This is a genomic window from Amycolatopsis sp. cg13 (assembly GCF_041346965.1).
GTDB lineage: Bacteria > Actinomycetota > Actinomycetes > Mycobacteriales > Pseudonocardiaceae > Amycolatopsis.
Window position 1 is genome coordinate 8,219,768 of sequence record NZ_CP166848.1, and the last position, 20,899, is coordinate 8,240,666.

21 protein-coding genes are annotated in these 20,899 nt (G+C 69.1%); 11 read left to right on the top strand and 10 right to left on the bottom strand.

Features of this window, described 5'->3' with window-relative positions:
- Positions 1 to 32: 32 nt before the first annotated feature.
- The 7 genes from AB5I40_RS38515 to AB5I40_RS38545 form a co-directional block, all read right to left on the bottom strand.
- Positions 33 to 1,733 (bottom strand): ABC transporter substrate-binding protein, encoded by a 1,701-nt coding sequence (locus tag AB5I40_RS38515; protein WP_370935081.1) that lies wholly within the window; start codon positions 1,731 to 1,733, stop codon positions 33 to 35.
- Positions 1,730 to 2,674 (bottom strand): LysR family transcriptional regulator, encoded by a 945-nt coding sequence (locus AB5I40_RS38520; RefSeq protein ID WP_370935082.1) that lies wholly within the window; start codon positions 2,672 to 2,674, stop codon positions 1,730 to 1,732. Before AB5I40_RS38520 ends, AB5I40_RS38515 begins: the two co-directional genes overlap by 4 nt.
- On the bottom strand, positions 2,667 to 3,677 hold the full coding sequence (locus AB5I40_RS38525; RefSeq protein ID WP_370935083.1) for an ABC transporter ATP-binding protein: 1,011 nt from the start codon (positions 3,675 to 3,677) through the stop codon (positions 2,667 to 2,669). Before AB5I40_RS38525 ends, AB5I40_RS38520 begins: the two co-directional genes overlap by 8 nt.
- Positions 3,677 to 4,684 carry an ABC transporter ATP-binding protein gene (locus AB5I40_RS38530; protein WP_370935084.1) on the bottom strand — a complete coding sequence of 336 codons (1,008 nt, stop codon included), beginning with the start codon at positions 4,682 to 4,684 and terminating at the stop codon, positions 3,677 to 3,679. The genes AB5I40_RS38525 and AB5I40_RS38530 overlap by 1 nt, the downstream gene beginning before the upstream one ends.
- Positions 4,681 to 5,646 (bottom strand): ABC transporter permease, encoded by a 966-nt coding sequence (locus AB5I40_RS38535; protein ID WP_370935085.1) that lies wholly within the window; start codon positions 5,644 to 5,646, stop codon positions 4,681 to 4,683. The genes AB5I40_RS38530 and AB5I40_RS38535 overlap by 4 nt, the downstream gene beginning before the upstream one ends.
- Positions 5,643 to 6,683, bottom strand: a complete 1,041-nt coding sequence (locus AB5I40_RS38540; RefSeq protein WP_370935086.1) for an ABC transporter permease — start codon at positions 6,681 to 6,683, stop codon at positions 5,643 to 5,645. Before AB5I40_RS38540 ends, AB5I40_RS38535 begins: the two co-directional genes overlap by 4 nt.
- A 95-nt stretch (positions 6,684 to 6,778) precedes the next feature.
- Positions 6,779 to 7,738 (bottom strand): GlxA family transcriptional regulator, encoded by a 960-nt coding sequence (locus AB5I40_RS38545; protein WP_370935087.1) that lies wholly within the window; start codon positions 7,736 to 7,738, stop codon positions 6,779 to 6,781.
- An 89-nt stretch (positions 7,739 to 7,827) separates the two neighbouring features.
- On the opposite strand from AB5I40_RS38545, the gene AB5I40_RS38550 reads away from it, so the two are divergent.
- From AB5I40_RS38550 to AB5I40_RS38570, 5 genes are all read left to right on the top strand, one after another.
- Positions 7,828 to 8,514: a DJ-1/PfpI family protein gene (locus AB5I40_RS38550; protein WP_370935088.1), complete on the top strand. Its 687-nt coding sequence runs from the start codon at positions 7,828 to 7,830 to the stop codon at positions 8,512 to 8,514.
- Positions 8,511 to 8,960, top strand: a complete 450-nt coding sequence (locus tag AB5I40_RS38555; protein WP_370935089.1) for a hypothetical protein — start codon at positions 8,511 to 8,513, stop codon at positions 8,958 to 8,960. Before AB5I40_RS38550 ends, AB5I40_RS38555 begins: the two co-directional genes overlap by 4 nt.
- Positions 8,957 to 9,208, top strand: a complete 252-nt coding sequence (locus tag AB5I40_RS38560) for a hypothetical protein (protein WP_370935090.1) — start codon at positions 8,957 to 8,959, stop codon at positions 9,206 to 9,208. The genes AB5I40_RS38555 and AB5I40_RS38560 overlap by 4 nt, the downstream gene beginning before the upstream one ends.
- A gap of 104 nt (positions 9,209 to 9,312) precedes the next feature.
- Positions 9,313 to 10,557, top strand: coding sequence for a sensor histidine kinase (locus AB5I40_RS38565; RefSeq protein ID WP_370935091.1), 1,245 nt, complete (start codon positions 9,313 to 9,315; stop codon positions 10,555 to 10,557).
- Positions 10,545 to 11,195 (top strand): response regulator, encoded by a 651-nt coding sequence (locus AB5I40_RS38570; RefSeq protein WP_370935092.1) that lies wholly within the window; start codon positions 10,545 to 10,547, stop codon positions 11,193 to 11,195. The genes AB5I40_RS38565 and AB5I40_RS38570 overlap by 13 nt, the downstream gene beginning before the upstream one ends.
- A 100-nt stretch (positions 11,196 to 11,295) precedes the next feature.
- On the opposite strand, the gene AB5I40_RS38575 is transcribed toward AB5I40_RS38570, so the two are convergent.
- Positions 11,296 to 11,745: a hypothetical protein gene (locus AB5I40_RS38575; protein WP_370935093.1), complete on the bottom strand. Its 450-nt coding sequence runs from the start codon at positions 11,743 to 11,745 to the stop codon at positions 11,296 to 11,298.
- Positions 11,746 to 11,863: 118 nt separating this feature from the next.
- Entirely contained in the window at positions 11,864 to 14,530 is a 2,667-nt protein-coding gene (locus AB5I40_RS38580; protein WP_370935094.1) for an AAA family ATPase, read from the bottom strand.
- 115 nt (positions 14,531 to 14,645) lie between these two features.
- Here AB5I40_RS38580 and AB5I40_RS38585 point away from each other — a divergent pair, with 115 nt between their 5' ends.
- The 3 genes from AB5I40_RS38585 to AB5I40_RS38595 all read left to right on the top strand — a co-directional run bounded on the left by AB5I40_RS38585 (position 14,646) and on the right by AB5I40_RS38595 (position 17,798).
- Positions 14,646 to 15,488, top strand: coding sequence for an SDR family oxidoreductase (locus AB5I40_RS38585; RefSeq protein WP_370935095.1), 843 nt, complete (start codon positions 14,646 to 14,648; stop codon positions 15,486 to 15,488).
- Between the two features lie 12 nt (positions 15,489 to 15,500).
- Complete coding sequence (locus AB5I40_RS38590; protein WP_370935096.1) at positions 15,501 to 15,917, top strand: Dabb family protein; 417 nt, start codon at positions 15,501 to 15,503, stop codon at positions 15,915 to 15,917.
- Positions 15,918 to 16,190: 273 nt separating this feature from the next.
- A complete protein-coding gene (locus AB5I40_RS38595; RefSeq protein ID WP_370935097.1) occupies positions 16,191 to 17,798 on the top strand; it encodes an ABC-F family ATP-binding cassette domain-containing protein in 1,608 nt (535 codons plus the stop codon).
- On the opposite strand, the gene AB5I40_RS38600 is transcribed toward AB5I40_RS38595, so the two are convergent.
- On the bottom strand, positions 17,782 to 19,077 hold the full coding sequence (locus AB5I40_RS38600) for an MFS transporter (RefSeq protein ID WP_370935098.1): 1,296 nt from the start codon (positions 19,075 to 19,077) through the stop codon (positions 17,782 to 17,784). The genes AB5I40_RS38595 and AB5I40_RS38600 overlap by 17 nt on opposite strands.
- An 86-nt stretch (positions 19,078 to 19,163) precedes the next feature.
- On the opposite strand from AB5I40_RS38600, the gene AB5I40_RS38605 reads away from it, so the two are divergent.
- The 3 genes from AB5I40_RS38605 (at position 19,164) to AB5I40_RS38615 (ending at position 20,847) form a co-directional block, all read left to right on the top strand.
- Positions 19,164 to 19,520: a winged helix-turn-helix transcriptional regulator gene (locus tag AB5I40_RS38605; protein WP_370935099.1), complete on the top strand. Its 357-nt coding sequence runs from the start codon at positions 19,164 to 19,166 to the stop codon at positions 19,518 to 19,520.
- A gap of 45 nt (positions 19,521 to 19,565) precedes the next feature.
- Positions 19,566 to 20,435, top strand: a complete 870-nt coding sequence (locus AB5I40_RS38610) for a cyclase family protein (RefSeq protein WP_370935100.1) — start codon at positions 19,566 to 19,568, stop codon at positions 20,433 to 20,435.
- 115 nt (positions 20,436 to 20,550) lie between these two features.
- Positions 20,551 to 20,847, top strand: coding sequence for a hypothetical protein (locus AB5I40_RS38615; protein ID WP_370935101.1), 297 nt, complete (start codon positions 20,551 to 20,553; stop codon positions 20,845 to 20,847).
- Positions 20,848 to 20,899 lie beyond the last annotated feature (52 nt).

A 20,899-nucleotide genomic window follows, 5' to 3' on the forward strand; every position in this document is an offset into this window, starting at 1 on the left:
CTCCTTTTCCGGGGCGGGGTTTTCGGGAGAGATCAGCGCAGCCAGGCGACCCCGGGCAGGAACCCGAACTGGCCGCTGAACCGGTAATTGCCGAGCCGCGCCGAGGTGAAATCAATCCATTTCGGCACGTACATCGACACCCACGGAGCCTGGTCGGTGACCGCGCGGTCCACTTCGGACCACAGCCGGTTCGCCGCGTCCGGGTCCGTGTTGGCCAGCCGCAGGGCTTCGGTCATCCGGGCGTCGACGGCCGGATCGCAGAAGCCGCCGATGTTCGGGCTCGCGTCCGAATTCGGCACGAACGCGGCGCACGAGGTGAGCACTTTCAGGAAATCGCTGGCCGCCGGATAGTCCTGCGACCAGTCAGTCAAGGCGGCTTCGACGTGGTTTCCGGAATTCTGGACGAAGGGGAACTGCAATCCCTCGTCCATCGGTTTCAGTGTCGCACGGTACCCCAAATCGGTCAACAGCGTCTGCAGGTATTCGCCCATCGCGATATGCATCCGGTTGTTTCCGGGCACCACCGAAACCGCGGCTCCGGCGGTGCCGGATTCCGCGACCAGCCGCTTCGCTTTCGCGAGGTCGGGGCCGCGCCACGGCCCGCGGCCGTTCGGGGCCGGGTTGCTGGTCCACGGGCAATACTGCTGGTATCCGGGAAGATTCGGCACCAGGATCTGGCAGGTCGGGACAGCCAGCCCGGGGCCGCCCGCCTGCAGCACGGCCGAATTGCGGTCGAACGCGTAATTCACCGCTTGCCTGGCCTTGAGATTGTCGAACGGCGGAATCCGCGTGTTCAGCGCCCAATACCAGATGTGCCCGAGCTGGTCGATGTGCAATTGCTTCGGATGGTCGATGCTGACCTCGGTCAGCCGGTCCGGCGGAATCGAGTCGACGGCGAGATCGGCCTGGCCGTTGATCACCGCGGTGACCTGGTCAGTCGGTTCGAGGCCGAATTTCTGCACGATCCGGTCCGGGTATCCCTCGGGCGCGGCGAGCGGCGACCAGGAACGGAAGTACGGATTGCGCTTCAGCACGACGCGGTCGGTCGGATCGTAGCTCGCCCAGTAGTACGGTCCAGTCGAGCGCAGTTTCGACACGTCCGAACCGACATCGGCGGGCGGGGTGTCCGCGGGCAGGATCGACGCCAGCGGCTGGCCGAGCTGCTGCGGGAACTCGGGATCCGGCTCGGTCAGGGTGAAAACGATCTTGCCGGCCGTCTCGTCGATCGAGATGCCTTTCGACAGATCGCAGGTTTCCGGGGTGTCAAGGCATTCCTTCGCCCCGGCGAGGACGTCGAACTGCGAGGACGTCGTCGGCCCGTGCACCTTGAACATCCGCTCGAAGGACGCTTTGACGTCCGCCGGCCGGACCTCGCGCCCGTCGCTGAACCGGATCCCGGAGCGCAGCGTGAACGTCCACTTGAGACCGCCATCGGTCGGCTTCGGTATTTCGGTCACGAGATCCGGCGCCACGTGCTGGCCGGTTTCCGGGCCGGATTTGGTGAACGCGGTGAGACCGTCGTAGGTCGCGGTGAAGAGCGTCCACGACGACGTCGAGAAATTGACCATCGGATCGGCCGTGCCGACATTGCCCGACGACAGCATGACTTCAGTCCCGCCCTGGTGCCCGTGATCGCCGGGCGCGACCGACGTCAGGTCCAGCGTGTCGTCCACCGCGCATCCGCTCGCGCCGAGGAGCACTAAAGCCGCGAGCGCCGCTGACCTCCGCTTCATCGCGCCATCCCCTCGCCGTCGACCGGCGGGAGGATCTCCGCCGAGCGGGCGCACACCCGCTGGATGATGTCGATGACCCCGCGAATGAACGCCAGCCGCGGGTGATAGCGCCGCCAGGCGATGCCGACGGTTCGCGCCGGGACCGTGCCGGCGAGGGAAATCCTTCGTACGCCAGGGGTTCGGCCGCCGAGGGTGAGCCGGGGCACGGCACCGTAGCCGAGGCCGGCGGCGACCATCGCCTCGACGGCGTGGTTGGTTTCCATCTCCAGCACCCAGTTCAGCTCCGCGCCGACGGACGCGGCCCAGGCTTCCATCGGGTCGCGCTGGCCGCGCAGGCCGATCAACGGCAGCCCGGCGAGCCGTCCGGGCGAAACCCGCTCCGCACCGGCGGGCGCGAGCAGCACGAACGGATCGGTGAGGAGTTCCGCGGTGAGCAGCGCCGGGTCGGTGATCGGCAGTTTCACGAACGCGAGATCGATGTCCCCGTTGCGCACCAGCCGTGATACTTCAGTTTGCTGATCTAGTTCTACCAATTCGATCCGGTAGTCGACCGGCTGCCGCCGCAGCGCCGCCATCATCGGCGGGATCACCCGCTCGCTCGCGCTGGTGAACAGGCCGATCCGGACAGTCGCGTTGAGGCCCTTGCGGATCGTCTCCACCTGGCTGACGGCGACCGAGAGGATCCCGCCGACCTGTTCCGCGGCGGCGACCAGGGTGTCGCCCGCTTCGGTCAGCGACACCCGGCGCTGCTGCCGGGACCGGTGCACCAGCAGGACCCCGAGCCCGCGTTCGAGGCTCGCGACCCGCTGGCTTACCGCCGACTGGGTGCAGCCGAGCGCGGTCGCGGCCCCGGCGAACGAGCCGGTCGCGGAGATGGCGATGAGCGCCGCCAGTTGCGGCAGTGTCGGGCGGGCGGATTGGTCGGTGTCGGCGCTAGTCATCGTGAGCGACCTTCGGTTCGGCAGCGGCCAGCGGCACCGCCGGGGCGAGCGGATGGTGACAGGCGACGTCGTGACCAGCGTGTTCCCTAGTCAGCGCCGGTTCCGTGGTGCGGCACACGCTGGTGGCGCGCGGACAGCGCGGATGGAACCGGCAGCCGCTCGGCGGCTCCAGCGGGCTGGGCACGTCCCCGGCGAGCGTGGTGTCGCGCCAGTCCGAGCCCGCCGCGGGATCCGGGACCGGCACCGACGCCAGCAGTGCTGCGGTGTAGGGATGCTGCGGTGCCGCGAAGATCTCAGCGACCGATGCCTGTTCGACGATCCGGCCGAGATACATCACCGCGACCCGGTCGGAGGTGTGCCGGACGACGCCGAGGTCGTGCGCGATGAACACGTAGGTGAGGCCGAGCCGTTCCTTGAGATCGTCGAACAGGTTCAGGATCTGCGCCTGCACCGAGACGTCCAATGCGGACACTGGTTCGTCGGCGACGACGACACGCGGCCGCAGCGCCAGCGCTCGCGCGATGACGGCGCGCTGCCGTTGCCCGCCGGACAGTTCGTGCGGGAACCGGTCCGCGAGTTCGGCGGAAAGGCCAGTCAGGACAAGGAGTTCGGCGATGTCCGCGCGGCTCGCCGGCTGCCGGTGCACGCGCAGCGGCTCGGCGACCGAATCGCCGATCCGGCGGCGGGGATTGAGGCTGGCGTACGGGTCCTGGAAAATCATCTGCACCGAACGGCGGACCGGACGCAGCCCGCGGCGGCCAGTCCGGCTGATCTCGGTGCCGTCGAAGGTGATCGACCCGCTGCTCGGCTGGTAGAGCCGGACGAGACAGCGGCCCAGCGTGGACTTGCCGCAGCCGGATTCGCCGACGAGACCGAGGGTTTCGCCGCGCCGCACGGACAGCGAGACCCCGTCGACGGCCCGCAGCCGTCCGGGGCGGCCGAGCCGATTTCTTCGTACCGCGAACCATTTCACCAGGTCTGTGGTGCTGAGCAGGTCAGACATCAGGCGGTTCTCTTTTCGTCCGGGGTCGACGCGTGCCGCAGCAGGCAGGCGTCGAAATGCTCCTGAGCCGAAGGCAGCAGAACCGGCCGCTGCTGGACGCAAACGGCTTCCGCGTCCGGACATCGCGGCGCGAACGCACAACCCGGTCCGATGTCGGCCGCCAGCGGGGGCAGTCCCTCGATGGAGGGCAGCCGAGCGGGCCGCGGCATGTCCAGGCGGGGAATGGAACCGAGCAGCCCGACGGTGTAGGGATGCTGCGGCCGGGCGAACAACTGCGCGGTCGGCGCCTGCTCGACGATCCGCCCGGCGTACATCACCTGCACCCGCGACGCGATCCCGGCGAGCACGCCGAGGTCGTGCGTGATCAGGATGACGCTGGTGCCGGTGCGGGCGCTCAGATCCCGGATGATGCGCAGGATCTGGGCCTGCACCGAGACGTCCAGCGCGGTGGTCGGCTCGTCGGCGATCAGGATGTCGGGTTCGCAGGACAGCGCCATCGCGATCATCACCCGCTGCCGCATGCCGCCGGAGAACTGGTGCGGATAGTCTCGCGCGCGGGCCCCGGGGCTCGGAATGCCGACCGTCTCGAGCAGTTCGACGGCTCGGCGCAGGGCAGCTCGCCTGCCAATGCGCTGGTGCTGGCGGATCTGTTCCGCGATCTGCCAGCCCACGCGGTACACCGGGTTCAGCGACGTCATCGGGTCCTGGAAGATCATCGCGATCCGGTCGCCCCGGTAGTCGCGCATGCGTCGCGCGGGCAGGGCGAGGAGGTCCTGGCCGTCGAACAGCACCCGGCCGCTGACGACCGCGTTGCCGTCGCGGATCAGGCCGAGCAGTGCGAGCATCGAGATCGACTTGCCCGAACCGGATTCGCCGACCACGCCGAGGGTTTCGCCCGCCCGGAGCTCGAACGACACGTCGTCCACCACCCGCACCAAGCCGTTGTGCGTGCGGAACTCCACGGTCAGGCCTTCCGCGGACAGGACTTTCGCGGGCAGGGTCGTCATCGCACTCGGATCCTCGGGTCAAGGGCCGCGTAGCCGAGGTCGACCAGGAGGTTCACCAGCACGACGGTGAACGCGCCGTACAGCGTCACCGCCATCAGCACCGGCAGGTCGAATCGGCTGAGCGAATGGAAGGTGAGGTTGCCGACCCCGGGCAGGCCGAACACCTGCTCGGTGAGCACCGCGGCCCCGCCGAGCATGGCCCCGAGGTCGAGGCCGAAGAGGCTGACGAACGGGATGAGCGAATTCCGCAGCACGTGCCGGAACAGCACCCGGGATTCGGAAAGCCCCTTCGCTCGCGCGGTGAGCACGAAATCGGATCGGTCGACCTCGATCAGGTCGGCCCGCAGCACGCGCGCGTACAGCCCGGCGGTGCCGATCGCCAGCGTGATCCACGGGAACAGCAGTTGCTCGAACCACTTCAGCGGGTTGACGTTGATGGGCGTGTAGCCGAGTTCCGGCAACCAGCTGAAGAGGCTGTTGTGCCAGGTGCCCTGGGTGAGCAGGTTAACCACGCCGCCCAGCCAGTACACCGGCAGCGACATGCCGACCAGGCCGAGGCCCATCAGCAGCGGATCGACCGCGCGGCCCCGGAAAACCGCGGCGAGCGTGCCCGCGCCGAGCGCGAGCAGCAGCCAGATCACCGCGGCCCCGGCGACCAGCGACAGCGTGACCGGGATCGTCTTGGCCACCCGGGAAAGCACCGGGCCGCGATCGGTGTAGGACACCAGGTCCCGGTCGACGACCAGGCGCTTCATCATGGCGAAGTACTGCTCCGGCAACGGTTTGTCGAGGCCGAAGTCGGTCCGGATCTGCTCGATCACCTGCGGGGTCGCCTGTTTGCCCGCGATCTGCCGTGCCGGGTCGACGCCTGGGGTCTTGAAGAAGATCAGGAACACCAGGACGCTCACCGCGATCAGCACCCCGGCCGCGGAGAACACCCGGCGGACGACGTAGCCGATCACCGGGCACGCATCCGCAGTTCGGCCTTCGGGTCGAAGGCGTCCCGGATCGCGTCGCCGAGAATGTTCAGCACGCACACGGTGATCGCGAGCAGCGCGCCGGGCACGATCGCCATCAGCGGCCGGTTGCGCAGCAGCTGCGTGCCGTCCTCGATGATCGTGCCCCAGCTCGCGGCGGGCGGATGCACGCCGATGCCGAGGAACGATAGCCCGGACTCCAGCAGCATCGCCGTCGCTACCATCAGCGGGAACAGCACGATCACCCGGGACAGCACGTTCGGCAGGATTTCCCGGCGGATGATCCGGCCGTGCCCGGCGCCGTAGGACGTCGCCGCGCCGACGTAGTCCGCGGCGCGCACGGACAGCACCGCGCCGCGCACCGGTCGCGCGACATAAGGCACATAGACCACGCCGATAATCAGGACCGGCAGCGCGAGACTGCCCGAACTGACCCGGACGAAACCGAGGCTGATCCCGGACGCGAAGCTGATCGCGGAAATCGAGATCGCCAGCATCAGCACCGGAAACGCCCACACGACGTCCAGGATTCTGGACAGCACGCCGTCGACGACGCCGCCGACGTACCCGGCGATCAGCCCCACCACGAGGCCTCCGGCACAGGCGACGAGACCGGCGAGCACCCCGATCACGAGGGTGTTCCGGCCGCCGTACAGGATCCGCGCGGCGACGTCCCGGCCGTCCCCGTCCGCGCCGAGCAGGAAATGTGCCTGTCCGGTCGGACCGATCGGCAGCACGCCGACGCCTTGGGGCGCTGGTTGCAGCAGCGGCACTACGGTCCCGTCGTCGAGCACGGTGCTGCCGACCGGGTTGGCCACGAACGGATCAGTGCCGGAGATGTGGCTGGCGTAGAGCGGCGCGAGCAGGCACAGCACCACGATCAGGGCGAGGACCGCCGCCGAAACCATGACCCGGGAATTGCCGAGCAGGGCCCGGAGGCCGCGCCGCCACGGCCCGCCGCCGGACTCCGGTTCTGATCGCGGGCCGACGACCGCCGCCTGCGCGGGATGGGGCTCGGTCACCTGGCCACCCCCTCGGATTCGCCGCCTGTGGGCAAAAGCTAGAGAAGGTTCACGTTTTTCGGCAAGAAGACCGGCATCGCATTCGATAAGACGGACTAATGGGCTGACCGAGGCGTTCCCGGCCGGAAGACTTTCCGGTAAGCGCCGGGAGTCACGCCGACGACCTGGCCGAACTGGGAACGGAAGTTGCTCGTCGTCGGAAAACCGGTCTGCGCGGCGATCCGGTCGACGGTGTGATCGGTCGTTTCGAGAAGTTCCTGCGCCTGTCGCAGGCGCACTCCGGCCACCCATTGCATGGGGCTTTGCCCGGTTTCTTCCTTGAACCGCCTGGTCAGCGTCCGCACGCTCAGCCCGGCCGCGTCGGCGATGTCCGCGAGCGCGAGGTCCCGGTACGCGTTTTCCTCGATCCACGGCAGGATCTGGCCGAGCGTGGCCGGGCGGCTGGGCGCGCGGTTGCGGACGATGTATTGCGCCTGTCCGCCGGGCCGGTGCAATGGCGCGACGGCGAGGCGCGCGGCATCGGCCGCGACGGCGGTTCCGTAATCGTTCTGGACGATGTGCAGGCACAGATCAATTCCGGCTACCGCACCCGCGGAAGTGAGGATTTTCCCGTTGTCGGTGTAAAGCACGTCGGGATTCAATCGGACGGCGGGATATTTGCGCGCGAATTCGTCGGCGGCCAGCCAATGCGTTGTCGCGTCCCGGCCGTCGAGCAATCCCGCTTCGGCGAGGGTGAATGCCCCGACGCAGATCGACGCGATTCGCGTGCCGCGATCGGCGGCGGCCCGCAACGCGTCGAGGACGGCGGGCGGTGCGGGCGCCAGGGGGTTCTCCCGGCCGGGCACCACGATGAGGTCGGCGCGCTGGAGAGCGTCGAGGCCCTCGTCGATCGCCAGCCGCAGCGGGCCGGCGCTGATCGCCCGCTCCGGACCGGCGACGACGGTCCGGTACCCGGGGCGGCCGTCCGGGAGCCGAACGCGGCCGAAGGTCTCGATCGGCGTGGCCAGATCAAAGGGGATCGCGTCCGGAAGCGCGAGCACCGCTGTGGTGTACATCCCTGCAGAGTAAGGTATCTGCCGCGTGGCCAGATACAGGTGGAAGCTGTCTTGATAGCCATTGTGGAGATCATCGCGGAAGGACTTCGATGGACGAAAGCGTCCATCGAAAGGAACCGCTCGTGCTCCGTGCCCAGTTCGTGCTCTTCGACGGGTTCGACCCGCTCGACACCATCGCTCCGTTCGAGGTGCTGTCTGCCGGAAGCGATTTCCTCGGCGGCAAGCTCGCCGTGGAACTCGTGAGCGCGGACGGCCCCGGCGTCGTGCGCTCCGGCGTCCCCGGGCTCACCCTGACCGCGACCGCCGCGTTCGACCCGGACGCACCCGGCTACGTCCTCGTCCCCGGAGCTGCCGGGCCGATGGACGGCGACCCGGGCGTCGAGACCATCCCGGTGCTGTTGTCGCGCTTCGCGTCGGGCGACGCGATGCCGTTGCTGCGGCGCGCGTTCGACAATCCGGACAGTACGGTCGTGACCATCTGCGGGGGTTCGCTCGCGCTGGCGATGGCCGGTCTGCTCGAAGGCCGTACCGCGACGACGCACGTGCTCGGGGTGGACCTGCTCGACACCGCCGGAGTGCACGCCGTCCGCGCCCGGGTCGTGGACGACGGCGACTTGATCAGCGGCGGCGGGGTGACTTCGGGCCTCGACGTGGCTCTTTACGTGCTGGAGCGCGATTTCGGTTCGCACACCGCGAGGGCCGTCGAAGAGCTTTTCGAATACGAACGCCGCGGCACCACTTGGAAAGCCTCGCACTCCGTGAAGGCAAATTCGTGAACGCTTTCCTGCTGTCAGTTCATGTCTTGGCGGCCATTCTCGCCATCGGCCCGGTCGCCGTAGCCGCGAGCATGTTCCCCAGCGCCGCCCGGCTCGCCCCCGACGACCCGAAAAAGGCGGCCACACTGCAGGTTCTCCACCGCACGACCCGGGTATACGCGGTGCTCGGCGTGCTCGTTCCGGTCTTCGGACTCGCGACTGGTGCACGGATGGGCGTGCTGGGGGATGCCTGGCTGATCGTTTCGCTGATCCTGACTGTCGCCGCCGCCGGAATCCTGATCGCGCTTATCCTGCCCGGCCAGAAACGCGTAGTCGACGCACTCGGGTCCGAGAAGCCGGTGGCCGTTCGCTTGGGCATGACAACCGGCATTTTCAACCTGCTCTGGGCGACGGTGGTCGTGCTGATGATCTACCGTCCCGGCTCGACGACGGGAGTCGGATTGTGAGCCCGCGACGGATCCTGGACATCATCGGCGCGGTGGAATTGGCGACGCTGGCGCTGATGCTGGGGAATATCGTGACCGTGCATCAGCGGGAGGTCTCGCAGGTGCTCGGCCCGGTGCACGGGTTGGCTTATACGGCGACGGTGATCGCTGCTGTCCTGCTCATGGGCGGCCGCCATCGGATCTGGCTGCTGGCGCTGATTCCCGGGATCGGCGGGCTTCTCGCGGCACGGGCCGCTTCGCCCGCGTGACCAGCCAAGGTCCCCCGAGCGCGACAAGGGTGGCACTAGGTTCACCAGGAGATCTGGTACGGGCTTCATGGCATCGACCTCCCGCGGTGCCTTAGCGTCGTGCCATGACGATTCCTGCCGGACTGAGCCGCGCGGTCCTCCGGGCGCGGCGGGACACCGGCTTTCTCGCCGCTGGTGTGCTGCCGCACCTGGCGCTGGTGCCCGTCTGGGCCTGGGCGGCGGCGACTGTCGCCAGGACCGGGAACTGGCTCCTCGCGGTTTCCGTGTCGGCGCCCCTGGTCCTGCTCGGCACCCCGGTGCTGACGGCCGTTCAGCGGGCTCGCTATCGGATGCTCATCGGGGTGGACGTCCCCCGACTCGGCGCCGCGCCGGAACGATGGACGTGGGCCGCGATCGCCCGGTGGCTCGCGGCGACGCGGCCGTGGCGCAAGATCGGCTACCACCTCCTGCTCGGCCCGCTGCTCGCGCTGCTGGAACTGCTGGTGCTCGCGGCGGCAGCGGCGGGCCTGGCGGGCGTCACCGGCTACGCCTGGGCATGGGCGCTGCCAACCAGAATCCGCCCGGACCGGTTCGGCTACCTGACCCAGCTACCGGTCTGCACGGTGGGCGGGATCCTCCTGCTGTGCGCCCTGCCCTGGACCGCGCGGGCAGCAGCCCGGGCCGAGGCGCGGCTGGCGTCGGGTCTGCTCGGCCCCAGCCAGGCGCAGCGGCTCCAGGAGCGGGTCGATCAGCTGGCGGTGAGCCGGACCGACCTGATCGAGGCCGTCGACGCGGAGCGCCGCCGGATCGAGCGCGACCTGCACGACGGCACCCAGCAGCGGTTGGTATCTCTTGCGGTCAACCTTGGTCTGGCCATCGCCACCCGCCCGGACCTGCCGAGCGATGCCCGGGAGGTGATCGAGAAAGCGCACCTGGAGGCGAAGGAAGCGATCGCCGAACTCGACGACCTGGTGCGTGGGCTGCACCCGGCCGTGCTCGAGGACCGGGGTCTGGACGCGGCGTTGTCCGGACTGGCTGCTCGCACGCCACTTCCGGTGCGGTTGCGGGTCACCTTGGACGAGCGGGTGGCGCCCAAGGTGGAGTCAGTCGCGTACTTCGTGATCTCCGAGGCCCTGACCAACGCGACGAAGCACGCCAACGCGATGCGTGCGGAGGTGACGGTCCGTCAGGTCGGCGAGGTATTGCGAGTGCGCGTCACCGATGACGGGCTGGGCGGTGCCGACGCCTCCTCAGGCTCGGGGCTGACCGGGCTGGCCAAGCGGGTCGGTTCCCTCGACGGGGCCTTTCGCGTCAGCAGCCCCGTCGGCGGGCCCACCACGATCACCGCGGAGCTGCCGTGCGCGCGGTGATCGCCGAGGATTCGGTGTTGTTGCGCGTCGGCCTGATCAAGGTGCTGGAGGCGGGCGGGTTCGAGGTCGTCGCGGAAGCCGGCGACGCGGAGGGACTGCTGGCGGCAGTGGCGGAGCACCAGCCCGAACTCGCTCTGATCGACGTCAGGATGCCGCCCAGCTTCACCGACGAGGGCGTGCGGGCGGCGATGGAGATCCGCCGGCGCTGGCCGGGGACGCCGGTGGTGCTGCTTTCGCAGTACGTGGAGGAGCGGTACGCGGCCGACCTGCTGTCCGCGAACACCAGCGGCGTGGGCTACCTGCTCAAACAGCGGGTCGCCGATGTCGCCGACTTCGTGGCGGCGGTCCGGCGGGTGGCCGACGGGGGCACGGCCTTGGACCCGCAGGTCATCGCCCAGCTGCTGCTGCGGCGCGACAGCGACCCGCTCGCCCGGCTGACTCCCCGCGAACGGGACGTGCTCGGTCTGATGGCCGAGGGACGCTCCAATGCTGGCATCTCGCAGTCGCTGGTGATCAGCGAGAGCGCGGTGGCGAAGCACATCAACAACATTTTCGCCAAGCTCGACCTGCCCGTGGCCGACGCGGACCACCGCCGAGTCCTGGCCGTGCTGCGGTTTCTCGGAGCGTCCCGGGCCTGATCTCCCTGTCTGTGAGGGGAACCCTGAGGGAATCAGATTCCCTCAGGGTTCCCCTCACGGACCTCCGCATAGCGCGCCGGCACCGGACCGCGAGCGCCGATCACGTCGCGAGCCCTTCCACCCGGTGGCTCGGCCGGGGCAAGGCCCGGGTCGCGAGAACCGCGCAGACCACCGCCAGCGGCACCTCGGCGAAGACCGCCATCAGCACCGCCAGCGTGAAGTCCGAACCAGGGGAGGCCGTCATGGTGTCGAACCAGGCGTCGGCCAGCAGCAGGGCCGAGGTCGCGGCGGCGGTCAGGCAGGCCCGGCGGTCGCCGCGTCTGAGGAGCAGTCCGGTGGACAGCAGACCGAGCGCCTCGAGGCTGTCCAGCCCGGTCCACGTCCATGCCCAGTGCGCGGCCTGAGCGGTGGACGGCAGTTCGGTGTGCAGGAAGACCAGCCAGGGAATCATCGCCAGCCCGAGCACAGTGAGAACCGTAGCCGCCCGGCGAAGCACCAGAGGGAACGGCGAAGCGGCCTTCGGCAGGATCCGCGGGACACCGCTCGCCATGACACTCCCTCCGGTGCCCGCCCCTCGAGCACCACATCAGGATGTCTTCGCGGCGTGCCCGAGGCAGTAACGCTCCTATCCGACTTGATGGTGGCAGTAGGTACACCTCCCGCCAGAACTAATCCGCGTCCCGGAGATCAGGCATATCTCTGAGCTGCCTCCGTGACGTGATACCCAGCTTGCGAAAGATATTACGAAGGTGCGCATCTACCGTCCGAGGACTGAGGAACAACCGCGTAGCGACCTCTTTGGACGTTGCCCCCGCGGCGACCTCGCGGGCGATGTGCATTTCCTGCATGGTCAACCGGTCATAGGTATGCGAGGAACGGTTGCGCGCGACCTCCCCGGTAGCGCGCAGCTCATCGGCCGCCCGTCGCGTGAACGCCGCCAGCCCGATCTTCGACAGCTGCTCATGCGCGACCCGCAGATGCTCGCGTGCGTCGCGACGGCGGCCCGCGCGGCGCAGCCATTCCCCGTACCGCAGGTGTGCCCGCGCGATCTGCACGGGAAGCGGACTGCCCGTCAAATACGAGAACGCCGTGAGATAGTCGTCTTCCGCGTCGGTGACCATCGCCCGCGCACCTGCCGCGACACCGAGCGCGAAGTCGGTGCCAGCGGATTCCGTGCGCTCCACCAACGCATCCAGTGCCGACCGCGCGACGGTGTCTTCCCCGCATCGCACGGCTGCTTCGATCTGTTCGGGCAGCGCGATGCCGGTGAGGAAGAGGTCACCGCTCGCGACGGCCTGCGTCGCGGCTTCGAAAGCGGCGGGATATTCGCCAAGGCCGTTGTACAGCACGGCCATCGCCCAGTGGGCGTTCGCGGTCAGCTGCCCGGTGGGTCGGCTCGTGGCCTCGGCGAACAGGTCGAGCACCTCCTGCTTGCGGCCGCGCATCGCCGCCAGGTGCACTCGCGGGTAGAGCTGCGGCGGATCGCCGAGAGCGTCGGCGACGGCTTCCTCCTCGGCGATCGCGGCCATCGCCTGGCCGAAGTTCCCGGTGAGCACCGCATAAACCGCTGCTTGCGACAGACCGAGCCGGATGGTCATCGGCGATCCGGTGGACTCTCCGGCGCGCGTCAGCCAGTCGATGATCGTCCGGTGCAGGTCGAGGTCCCACAGTTCGCCCGCGAGCACGGTGGCCAGCGCGGGCGTGCGGGTCCAGCCCGCGTCGTCGCCGGTGAGGACCTGCCGGATGGCGGGCACCCCGGTGCGGTGGCCCTCGGTGGTCAAGCGCACGAGCGCGGCCAGCAGATCCGGCGGTCCGGACAGGGGTGCGGCGGCGAGCACCCGGTCCAGCACTCCCGCGGCCCGCCCGACGACCAGCCCCATTTCGAGCGCCGCCACCAGGAACTCGCGCGACCGTTCCGGATCGCTGTCCGCGAGCTGCTGCGCGGCGTGCAGGATGATTTCCGGACCGCGAACCGCCCCGTCCGCGCCTTGGACGAAGGCGATCTGCCCGCGCAACAGATCGACCGAGGCGTGCTGCGGAAGCGCCAGCGTTGAGATGTCAATGCTGGTCAGCAGGTCTGCGGCGGCGTCGGTCCGGCCTGCCGCGAGCGTCGCCCGCGCGGCGGCCAGCGTGCGTTCGACCTGCTTGCCGGAGTCGAGCGACAGCGCGGCGGCCCGCTCGAGGAACGCGGCAGCGGCTGCGACACCACCGCGTGCCTGCGCACGGGAAGCCGACAGCTCCAGCTCCGCCGCGACCTCCTCGTCCGGCCCGGCGGTGGCCTGCGCACGGTGCCAAGCCCGACGGTCGCCCGCAGTGGCCTGGTCGGTGACGTCGGCCAGCGCTCGGTGCGCTGCCTGGCGCTGTTTTGGCTCAGCCGCGCGGTAAGCGGCCGAGCGCGCCAGCGGATGCGCGAAGCGCGCCCGGGTGTCGAACTGGATCAGCCCGGACGCCTCAACATCGGCACTCGCGGCGGGCACGTCGAGGTCCAGCTGTCGCGCGGCTGCCCACAGCAGACCCGGGTCGCCGGTGGGATCGGCGCTCGCGAGGATCAGCAGCTGCCGCGCGTCCGGGGGCAGATCCGCCATTCTCGCGAGGAAACTCCGCTCGATCCGGCTCGCGATCGGCGACGGCGTCGGCAGCGCGTAACCGCCTGCTTTCGGCAGTTCGATCAGGGCCAGCGGGTTGCCGCGGGCTTCGGCGAGCAGACGATCCCGCACCCGCTCGTCCAGCGTCACGGTCTTCTCCTCGGCCAGCAAGGCGCGTGCTTGCGCGTCGCTCAGGCCGCCGACGGTCATGCCCGGCAGTTCGTCCAGCCCCGGGACCGGATCCTGGTCGCGGGCGGCGAACACCATCGCGATCGGCTCGGCCGAGATGCGCCGGGCCAGGAACGTCAACGCCCGCGCCGAGGCGGCGTCCAGCCAGTGCGCGTCGTCGATCACGCACAGCATCGGACGTTCCGCGGCCGCGGTGGCCAGCAGTTCGAGCGCGGCGAGACCGACGCGGAACGGGTCCGGCGCGCCGTCGGCCAGCCCGAAGGCGACCAGGAGGGAGTCGCGGTAGGGCGTCGAGAGGGTGTCGAGGTGCGCCAGCACCGGAACGCACAGCTGGTGCAGCGCCGCGAACGGCAGCTCGCCCTCGAACTCCGACCCGGACGCTCGGATCCGCTGAAACCGCTCCGCTGCCCGTTCGACGTGGTCCAGCAGCGCGCTCTTGCCGATCCCCGGCTCGCCGCGCAGGACGAGCACACCGCCCTCGCCCCGCTCCGCGGCGCTGACCAGCGCGAGAAGGCGCTCGATCTCGTCGTGCCGGCCGATGAGGGAGGACGTCGTGGGCATGGTCCGAACCTTAGGGCAGCGCGGCCGTAGGCGAAGTAGGCGATTGTCACCGACGCGAGCAGAGGGGTGCCCGGGCGATGGTGGTGACAGGCCATCCGAGGAAAGGAATTCCACAATGGACACCGTGCTCGTCACCGGAGCGACCGGAACTGTCGGCTCCGCGCTGATCCCCGCTCTGCAAGCACGCGGCAGCACCGTCCGCGCCATGACCCGGGGCCGTCCTGTTGACGGTGTCGAGACCGCCATCGCCGATCTGCGGGACCCGGCCTCGGTCGCCGCGGCGCTGAAGGGGGTCGACGCGGTGTTCCTGAACAGCCCTTCGGCCCCGGATGCCGCCGAGTTGCAGATCCAGTTCGCCAACCTGGCCCGCGACGCCGGCGTCAACCGGCTCGTGCTGCTTTCCCAGTACGCGGCCCGCGCCGATTCGCCGGTGCGCTTCCTGCGCTGGCACGCCGAAGTCGAGGCGCATGTCGAGAAGATCGGGCTCGACTACACCGTGCTCCGGCCCAATCTCTATATGCAGGCGTTGCTCAACTTCTCCGCCACCATCGCGCAGGGATTCTTCGCCGCGCCGATTGGCGCCGCAGCGGTCAGCGTCATCGACACCAGAGATATCTCAGCTGCCGCCGCTGCCGTACTAACCAGCAGCGGACACTCCGGCCGCACCTACACCCTCACCGGCCCGCGCGCCGTGACCCACACCGAGATCGCCGCCGCCCTTTCGGCCGCCACCGGACGCGACATCGCGTTCCACGACGCACCCGCGGACCAGTTCGCCGCCGCGCTGACCGGCCTGCTTCCGGCGTGGCAGATCGGCGGTCTCGTCGAGGACTACGCCCACTACGCCCGCGGCGAGGCCGCCGAGGTGCACACCTCCGTCGCCGATCTCACCGGTCGCCCCGCGCGCGACCTCACCGATTTCGCCCTGGACTACGCCGCCGCGTTCGCGGCTCTCTGAAAGGAAAATCCGATGATCTGCCACAGCATTCGATTCACCCTCAAGCCTGAGGTCACTCCGGACGAGAAGGCTGAGCTCGTCGCGAAGATGCGCGAGCTGTTCGACGCGATCCCGGCGGTCAAGTCTCGTGTCGTCGGCCCGGATTTCGGCGGGAAGTACGAATACGGCGCCGTCCTGGTGATCGAGGACATCAACGGGTACTCGGACTACATGAACCACCCGGCGCATCTCGAACTGGACCGGCTCGGGCTGCCGTTCGTGGACGAGTTCATGTCGTCCGACATCACCGACGACCCGGACCCGGAGATCGGCGCGAAGATCGCCGAGGTGCACCGGATCCGGTTCGAGAACGTGCCGGACATCGCGGACCTCATCTCCGGTCTCGCCTCGTACACCGGAAGCGCGGCACCCGGCCCGCACGGCAGCTGACGCGGTGTGGCGGGCGTGGTTTCGCTGGTGAACCGCGCCCGCCGCGTTAATTCGTTCGCTCCAGCCCCGGCTTTCCGGTTAGACTGATCGCAGCTGCTGCCGTTCATCGGAGAGGGACATTGATCTTCTGAGGTTCAGAGATACCGCGATCCGGGTTTTCGCCCGTCGCGCGTCTGGCCTCGGATGACGGCAACCAGAATCCCGTCCCGTGATACGCGTGCTGCGCCGCGGTGTCTCCACGTTCATGTCCACCACGAACGAGGAGTTACGCCTATGTCTTCGTCCATTGTGTGCTCAGACCTCAGTTTCGCCTGGCCGGACGGCGAGGTCGTCTTCGACCGGTTCAACCTGACGATCAGCGAGGGCCGCACCGGGCTCATCGGCCTCAACGGTTCCGGAAAATCCACCCTGCTGCGGCTGATTTCCGGGGAACTGCGGCCGACCGGGGGCTCGATCAGCGTGTCCGGCGAACTCGGCTACCTGCCGCAAAACCTGATCCTCGCCGCCCATCGCCGGGTGGACGAGGTGCTCGGCCTGCGGGAGATTCGGGCCGCGCTCGCCGCGATCGAACGCGGGGAAGCCGACGAACGCCATTTCGCGACCGTCGGCGACCAGTGGGACGTCGAGGAACGCACCCGCGCGACGCTCGATCAGCTCGGCCTCGCACAGGTCGGCCTGGACGCGCGGGCGGGCCAGCTGTCCGGCGGCGAACTGATCCTGCTCGGTCTCGCCGCGCAGTTCCTGCGGCAGCCGGAGGTGCTCGTGCTCGACGAACCGACCAACAACCTGGACCTGCGGGCCCGGCGCCGGGTCGGCGAGGCGGTCCGGGCATGGAAAGGCGTGCTGGTGCTGGTATCTCACGACCGCGAGTTGCTGCGCCACGTCGACCGGATCGGCGATCTCCGGTCTGGCGAGGTGACCTTCTACGGCGGGAATCTGGAGGACTACGAGGCCGCGGTGGCCGTCGAGCAGGAGGCGGCGGCGCGGATGATGCGTGCCGCGGAGTCGGATCTCAAACGGCAGAAGCGGGAGCTGATCGAGGCGCGGACCAAACTGGACCGGCGGGCCCGGTACGGCCGGAAACAGTGGGAGAACAAGCGCGAGCCCAAGGTCCGGATGCGCAAACGCCAGGAGGACGCGGAAATCGCGGCGGGCAAGCACCGCACGATGCATCTCGGCAAGGTGGCGGAGGCCAAGGAACGGCTGAAGGAGGCCGAGGACGCGGTCCGCGTCGACGACGAGATCCGGATCGACCTTCCGGAAACCACGGTGCCGTCCGGGAAAGAAGTGCTCACCCTGTCCGATGTGGAGCTTCGGAACGGTCTCGCGGTGAACCTCGCGCTGCGCGGCCCGGAGCGGATCGCCTTGGTCGGGCCGAACGGTTCCGGCAAAACCACACTGCTGCAAACGATCACCGGAGCGATCGAGCCGCGCGCGGGAAGGGTCAATGTCCCGGTTCCGGTGCGCTGGCTGCCGCAACGGCTCGACATTCTCGACGACACGCTGTCCGCCGCGCAGAATGTGGCCCGGGCGGCTCCGTCCGCGTCGAACAACGAGATCCGCGCTCAACTCGCGCGATTCCTGTTGCGCGGCAGGCAGGCGGATCAGGCAGCCGGAAGCCTTTCCGGCGGCGAGCGTTTCCGGGCGACGTTGGCAACGTTGCTGCTGGCGGAACCGGCGCCGCAGCTGCTGTTGCTGGACGAGCCCACCAACAATCTGGACCTCGCCAGCGTCCTGCAACTGTCGGAGGCTCTGAATGCTTACGCTGGAGCCCTTATTGTGGTGAGCCACGACATCCCGTTCCTGCACACAATCGGAGCGACGAGGTGGGTGCGGCTCGGGTCCACAGTGGAGGAAACGATGGTCAGCGGATCGCGGTGAGGAGCGTGACTGCTCCCGCCGCGATCAGCGCCGCCGCGAATCCGGTCCCGCCGCCGAGGTTGGCGACCGTGCTGAACACGGCGACCCCGCCGCCCGCGCCGATGGCGAACCCCACCTCCTGGGTCGCTCCGGCCGCTCCGGCGTGTTCGGCGGTCGAGGCCTCGAACAGCGCGGTGGTCGCCAAGGTGCCGATCGCGCCGTACCCAAACCCGACCAATGCAACCGGAAGCACTGTGTGAGTCAACGGAATCGCGGCTAGCCCGGCAGCCTGAATCGCCAACGCGAAGGACGTCGACGTCCGGCTGCGCAGCCAATTCAGGCTGAACGGCGCGACCAACCCGCCGACCGCGGTGGCCACAGCTTGCGGAGCCAACGCGAAACCCGCTTCAATGGGCGTCCGCCCTTGCGCGTGCTGAAGTTCGAGGCTGACGAGATAGAGACAAGCCGCAGCTGTCGCGGCGGAAACGACAATCCGCGCGAACGACGACGCGAACCCCGGCCGCAGAAACAACCGTACCTGCAACAGAGGTTCCCGAAGCCGGAGCTGTCGGCGCACGAACACAATCCCCGCTGCCAAACCCGCCGCGGTGCACAACAATCCACGCAACGGTGCGACGGCAATTTCCTGCAGCCCGTACACAATCCCGCCGATCGCCGCCACCGACCACAGGAGACTCGGGATCTCCCATCCGGCAGCCGCCTGTCCGACGGATTCGGGCAGCAACCACACCGCCAGCGCGATCGTGAGCGCCGCGAGCGGCACCAGCGCGAGGAAAACCCAGCGCCAGCCCGGCCCCTCGGTCAACAGCCCGCCGACGACCGGCCCCAGCGCGTTCCCCGCTCCCAGTGTCGTGACCCACGACCCGTTGGCGAACGCGAGCGAGCGCCCGGAAAAGAGCGATCCGATCGTGCCGACGACCCCGGCGAGAATCAGCGCGCTGGCCACCCCGAGCAACCCGCGGCACACGATGAGCAACGTCGCGCTGGTGGCGGCCGCAGCCACCGCGTTCAGCACCGCCAACGCGCTCACGCCCAGCAACAGCACGCGTTTCCGCCCGTACCGGTCGCCCGCGCGAGCCGCCCCGACCATCGCGACCGCCAGGGCGAGCGGGTACACGTCGACGATCCACGCGCGCGCCGGCGCGGACACCTGCAGTTCGGCAGCGATCCGCGGCAGCGCGGTGTTGACCATGCCGAGGGCGAGACTTCCGCCGAGCACTCCCGCCAGCAAAGGAATCAGCACGAGCCCGCGCCGTGGTTCCACCCGGGTCAACGCCATGCGACCATCGTGTCCGGGTACCCCGTTGGCCGACAAGTACGGACTTCGCCGTCCTGTACTGACCAAATGGATAGTGAGGAGGCCAGATGCGTCCGCAAACGGAAAAGGCCGTGCGAGCGTGGCGAAGCTCATGCGCCGCCGAGATCACGACGATGGTGCTCGGCGGCGCGTGGAAGCCGAGCATCCTGCACGCGCTGGCCGACCACGGTGTGCTCCGCTTCGGCGAACTCTCGCGCCTGCTGTCGGATCTCACCGACCGGGTCCTGACCCGCCAACTACGCGAACTGGAAGCCGACGGCCTCCTGCGTCGCGTGGTGTACCCGCAGGTGCCGCCGAAGGTCGAGTACAGCCTGACGGAACTGGGTGAAAACGCGCAGGAGGTCCTGAACGCGATGGCGGCGTGGGGCCGGTCGTACGCCGAGAAGCACGACCCCGGTCGGTGATCCGCCGGGCCTTTCCGGCAGCGGATTCTCCGTAGGATCAAGGTCATGAGCGAGCGGGACGAACTGCCGAGCAACTGGGGTCGCTGGGGCGCCGACGACGAACGCGGCACACTGAACCTGATCACCGACGAGGTCCGCGAACGAGCCGGGCGCGAAGTGCGCACCGGCCGCTCGGTCTCCCTCGCGGTGCCGATCCGGCCCGCACCAGTGCTGAGCGGCCCCTTCCCGCCGCGGACCGCCGAAGAGTCGCCGGTGCAGCAGCTCATGCTGTACACCGGAAGCCCCGCGTTCGCGCACGCGGACGCCATGACGGTGACGAACCACCACACCCTGTCCACGCACCTGGACGCGCTGGCGCACATCCCGCAGGACGGGCAGGTGTACCCGGGTCGCCCGGCGAACGAGAGCGTCACGATGGGCGGCGTCGTGCACGGGTCGACCGCGGCGTTCGCCGAAGGGATTGTGACCAGGGGAGTCCTGCTGGATCTCGGCGCCGACGGCCCGGTCCCCGCCGATCGCGCGATCACCGGTCGGGACCTCGATGCCGCGGAGGAACGCTTCGAAGTCCACGTCGAACCCGGCGACGCACTGGTCGCGCGGTTCGGCTGGGTGCGGACGCGCTACCGCGGCAACCCGATGCCCGGCATGAGCGTCGACGCGGTGCGGTGGATGCACGACCGCGGTGTGTCGCTGTATGCCGGAGACCTCTCGGATGCTTACCCGCCCTCGCAACCGTTCGCGATGCACGGGGTGGCCCTCCCGAGGTTGGGCATGCCGTTGATCGACGCCGTGGACGCCGACGAACTCGCCACGGTGTGTGCTGAGCTTGGCCGGTACAGCTTTCTCTTTGTCGCCGCACCGCCGCGGATCCTCGGGTTGACGGGGGTGCCGGTCAATCCGCTCGCGATCTTCTGAGCGGCCTTGGTCTTCCCGGTCGGCCATTTTTTGGTGGCGGCAAGGGCAGTCTCTTGTTCTCGGCGGGCCCCGGCATCGCCATGGACCTGATCGAGTCTCCGGGACGAAGCGCCGCGTGGCCGACGCGCTCAACACCGGACCCGCCTCGCTTTACGCGCACGTCGTCAACAAAACCGATCTCGACGAGCTGCTCATCGCGCGACTGAGCGCGAAAATCGACCTGCCGAAGCCGGATGGCGCGTTTGCCCGGCCCGTGCGAACTGACCTGCGGCCGCGAGGTCCGGGGCAGCGGTGCGTACTGGCACGAGCTCCCGGCGATCGCGACCGGGCGGAATATAGCGGACGGACTACCTTGCACAGCAACGAAAACCAGCGTTCGCAGTTGCTGCTGCCTCGGATTCCCAAGGCCTGACCGCCGCACTTCGCGAACCGGGGTCACCCGCCGAACCCGCGGCACGGAACCG

Excerpts from the sequence above, each read along its gene's own strand:
- AB5I40_RS38550 (WP_370935088.1), top strand. The coding sequence starts at position 7,828 with ATGGACGAAAGCGTCCATCGAAAGGAACCGCTCGTGCTCCGTGCCCAG.
- AB5I40_RS38520 (WP_370935082.1), bottom strand. The coding sequence starts at position 2,674 with ATGACTAGCGCCGACACCGACCAATCCGCCCGCCCGACACTGCCGCAA.
- AB5I40_RS38600 (WP_370935098.1), bottom strand. The coding sequence starts at position 19,077 with ATGGCGTTGACCCGGGTGGAACCACGGCGCGGGCTCGTGCTGATTCCT.
- AB5I40_RS38595 (WP_370935097.1), top strand. The coding sequence starts at position 16,191 with ATGTCTTCGTCCATTGTGTGCTCAGACCTCAGTTTCGCCTGGCCGGAC.
- AB5I40_RS38545 (WP_370935087.1), bottom strand. The coding sequence starts at position 7,738 with ATGTACACCACAGCGGTGCTCGCGCTTCCGGACGCGATCCCCTTTGAT.
- AB5I40_RS38515 (WP_370935081.1), bottom strand. The coding sequence starts at position 1,733 with ATGAAGCGGAGGTCAGCGGCGCTCGCGGCTTTAGTGCTCCTCGGCGCG.
- AB5I40_RS38580 (WP_370935094.1), bottom strand. The coding sequence starts at position 14,530 with ATGCCCACGACGTCCTCCCTCATCGGCCGGCACGACGAGATCGAGCGC.
- AB5I40_RS38590 (WP_370935096.1), top strand. The coding sequence starts at position 15,501 with ATGATCTGCCACAGCATTCGATTCACCCTCAAGCCTGAGGTCACTCCG.
- AB5I40_RS38565 (WP_370935091.1), top strand. The coding sequence starts at position 9,313 with ATGACGATTCCTGCCGGACTGAGCCGCGCGGTCCTCCGGGCGCGGCGG.
- AB5I40_RS38610 (WP_370935100.1), top strand. The coding sequence starts at position 19,566 with ATGAGCGAGCGGGACGAACTGCCGAGCAACTGGGGTCGCTGGGGCGCC.
- AB5I40_RS38605 (WP_370935099.1), top strand. The coding sequence starts at position 19,164 with ATGCGTCCGCAAACGGAAAAGGCCGTGCGAGCGTGGCGAAGCTCATGC.
- AB5I40_RS38575 (WP_370935093.1), bottom strand. The coding sequence starts at position 11,745 with ATGGCGAGCGGTGTCCCGCGGATCCTGCCGAAGGCCGCTTCGCCGTTC.
- AB5I40_RS38585 (WP_370935095.1), top strand. The coding sequence starts at position 14,646 with ATGGACACCGTGCTCGTCACCGGAGCGACCGGAACTGTCGGCTCCGCG.
- AB5I40_RS38530 (WP_370935084.1), bottom strand. The coding sequence starts at position 4,684 with ATGACGACCCTGCCCGCGAAAGTCCTGTCCGCGGAAGGCCTGACCGTG.
- AB5I40_RS38525 (WP_370935083.1), bottom strand. The coding sequence starts at position 3,677 with ATGTCTGACCTGCTCAGCACCACAGACCTGGTGAAATGGTTCGCGGTA.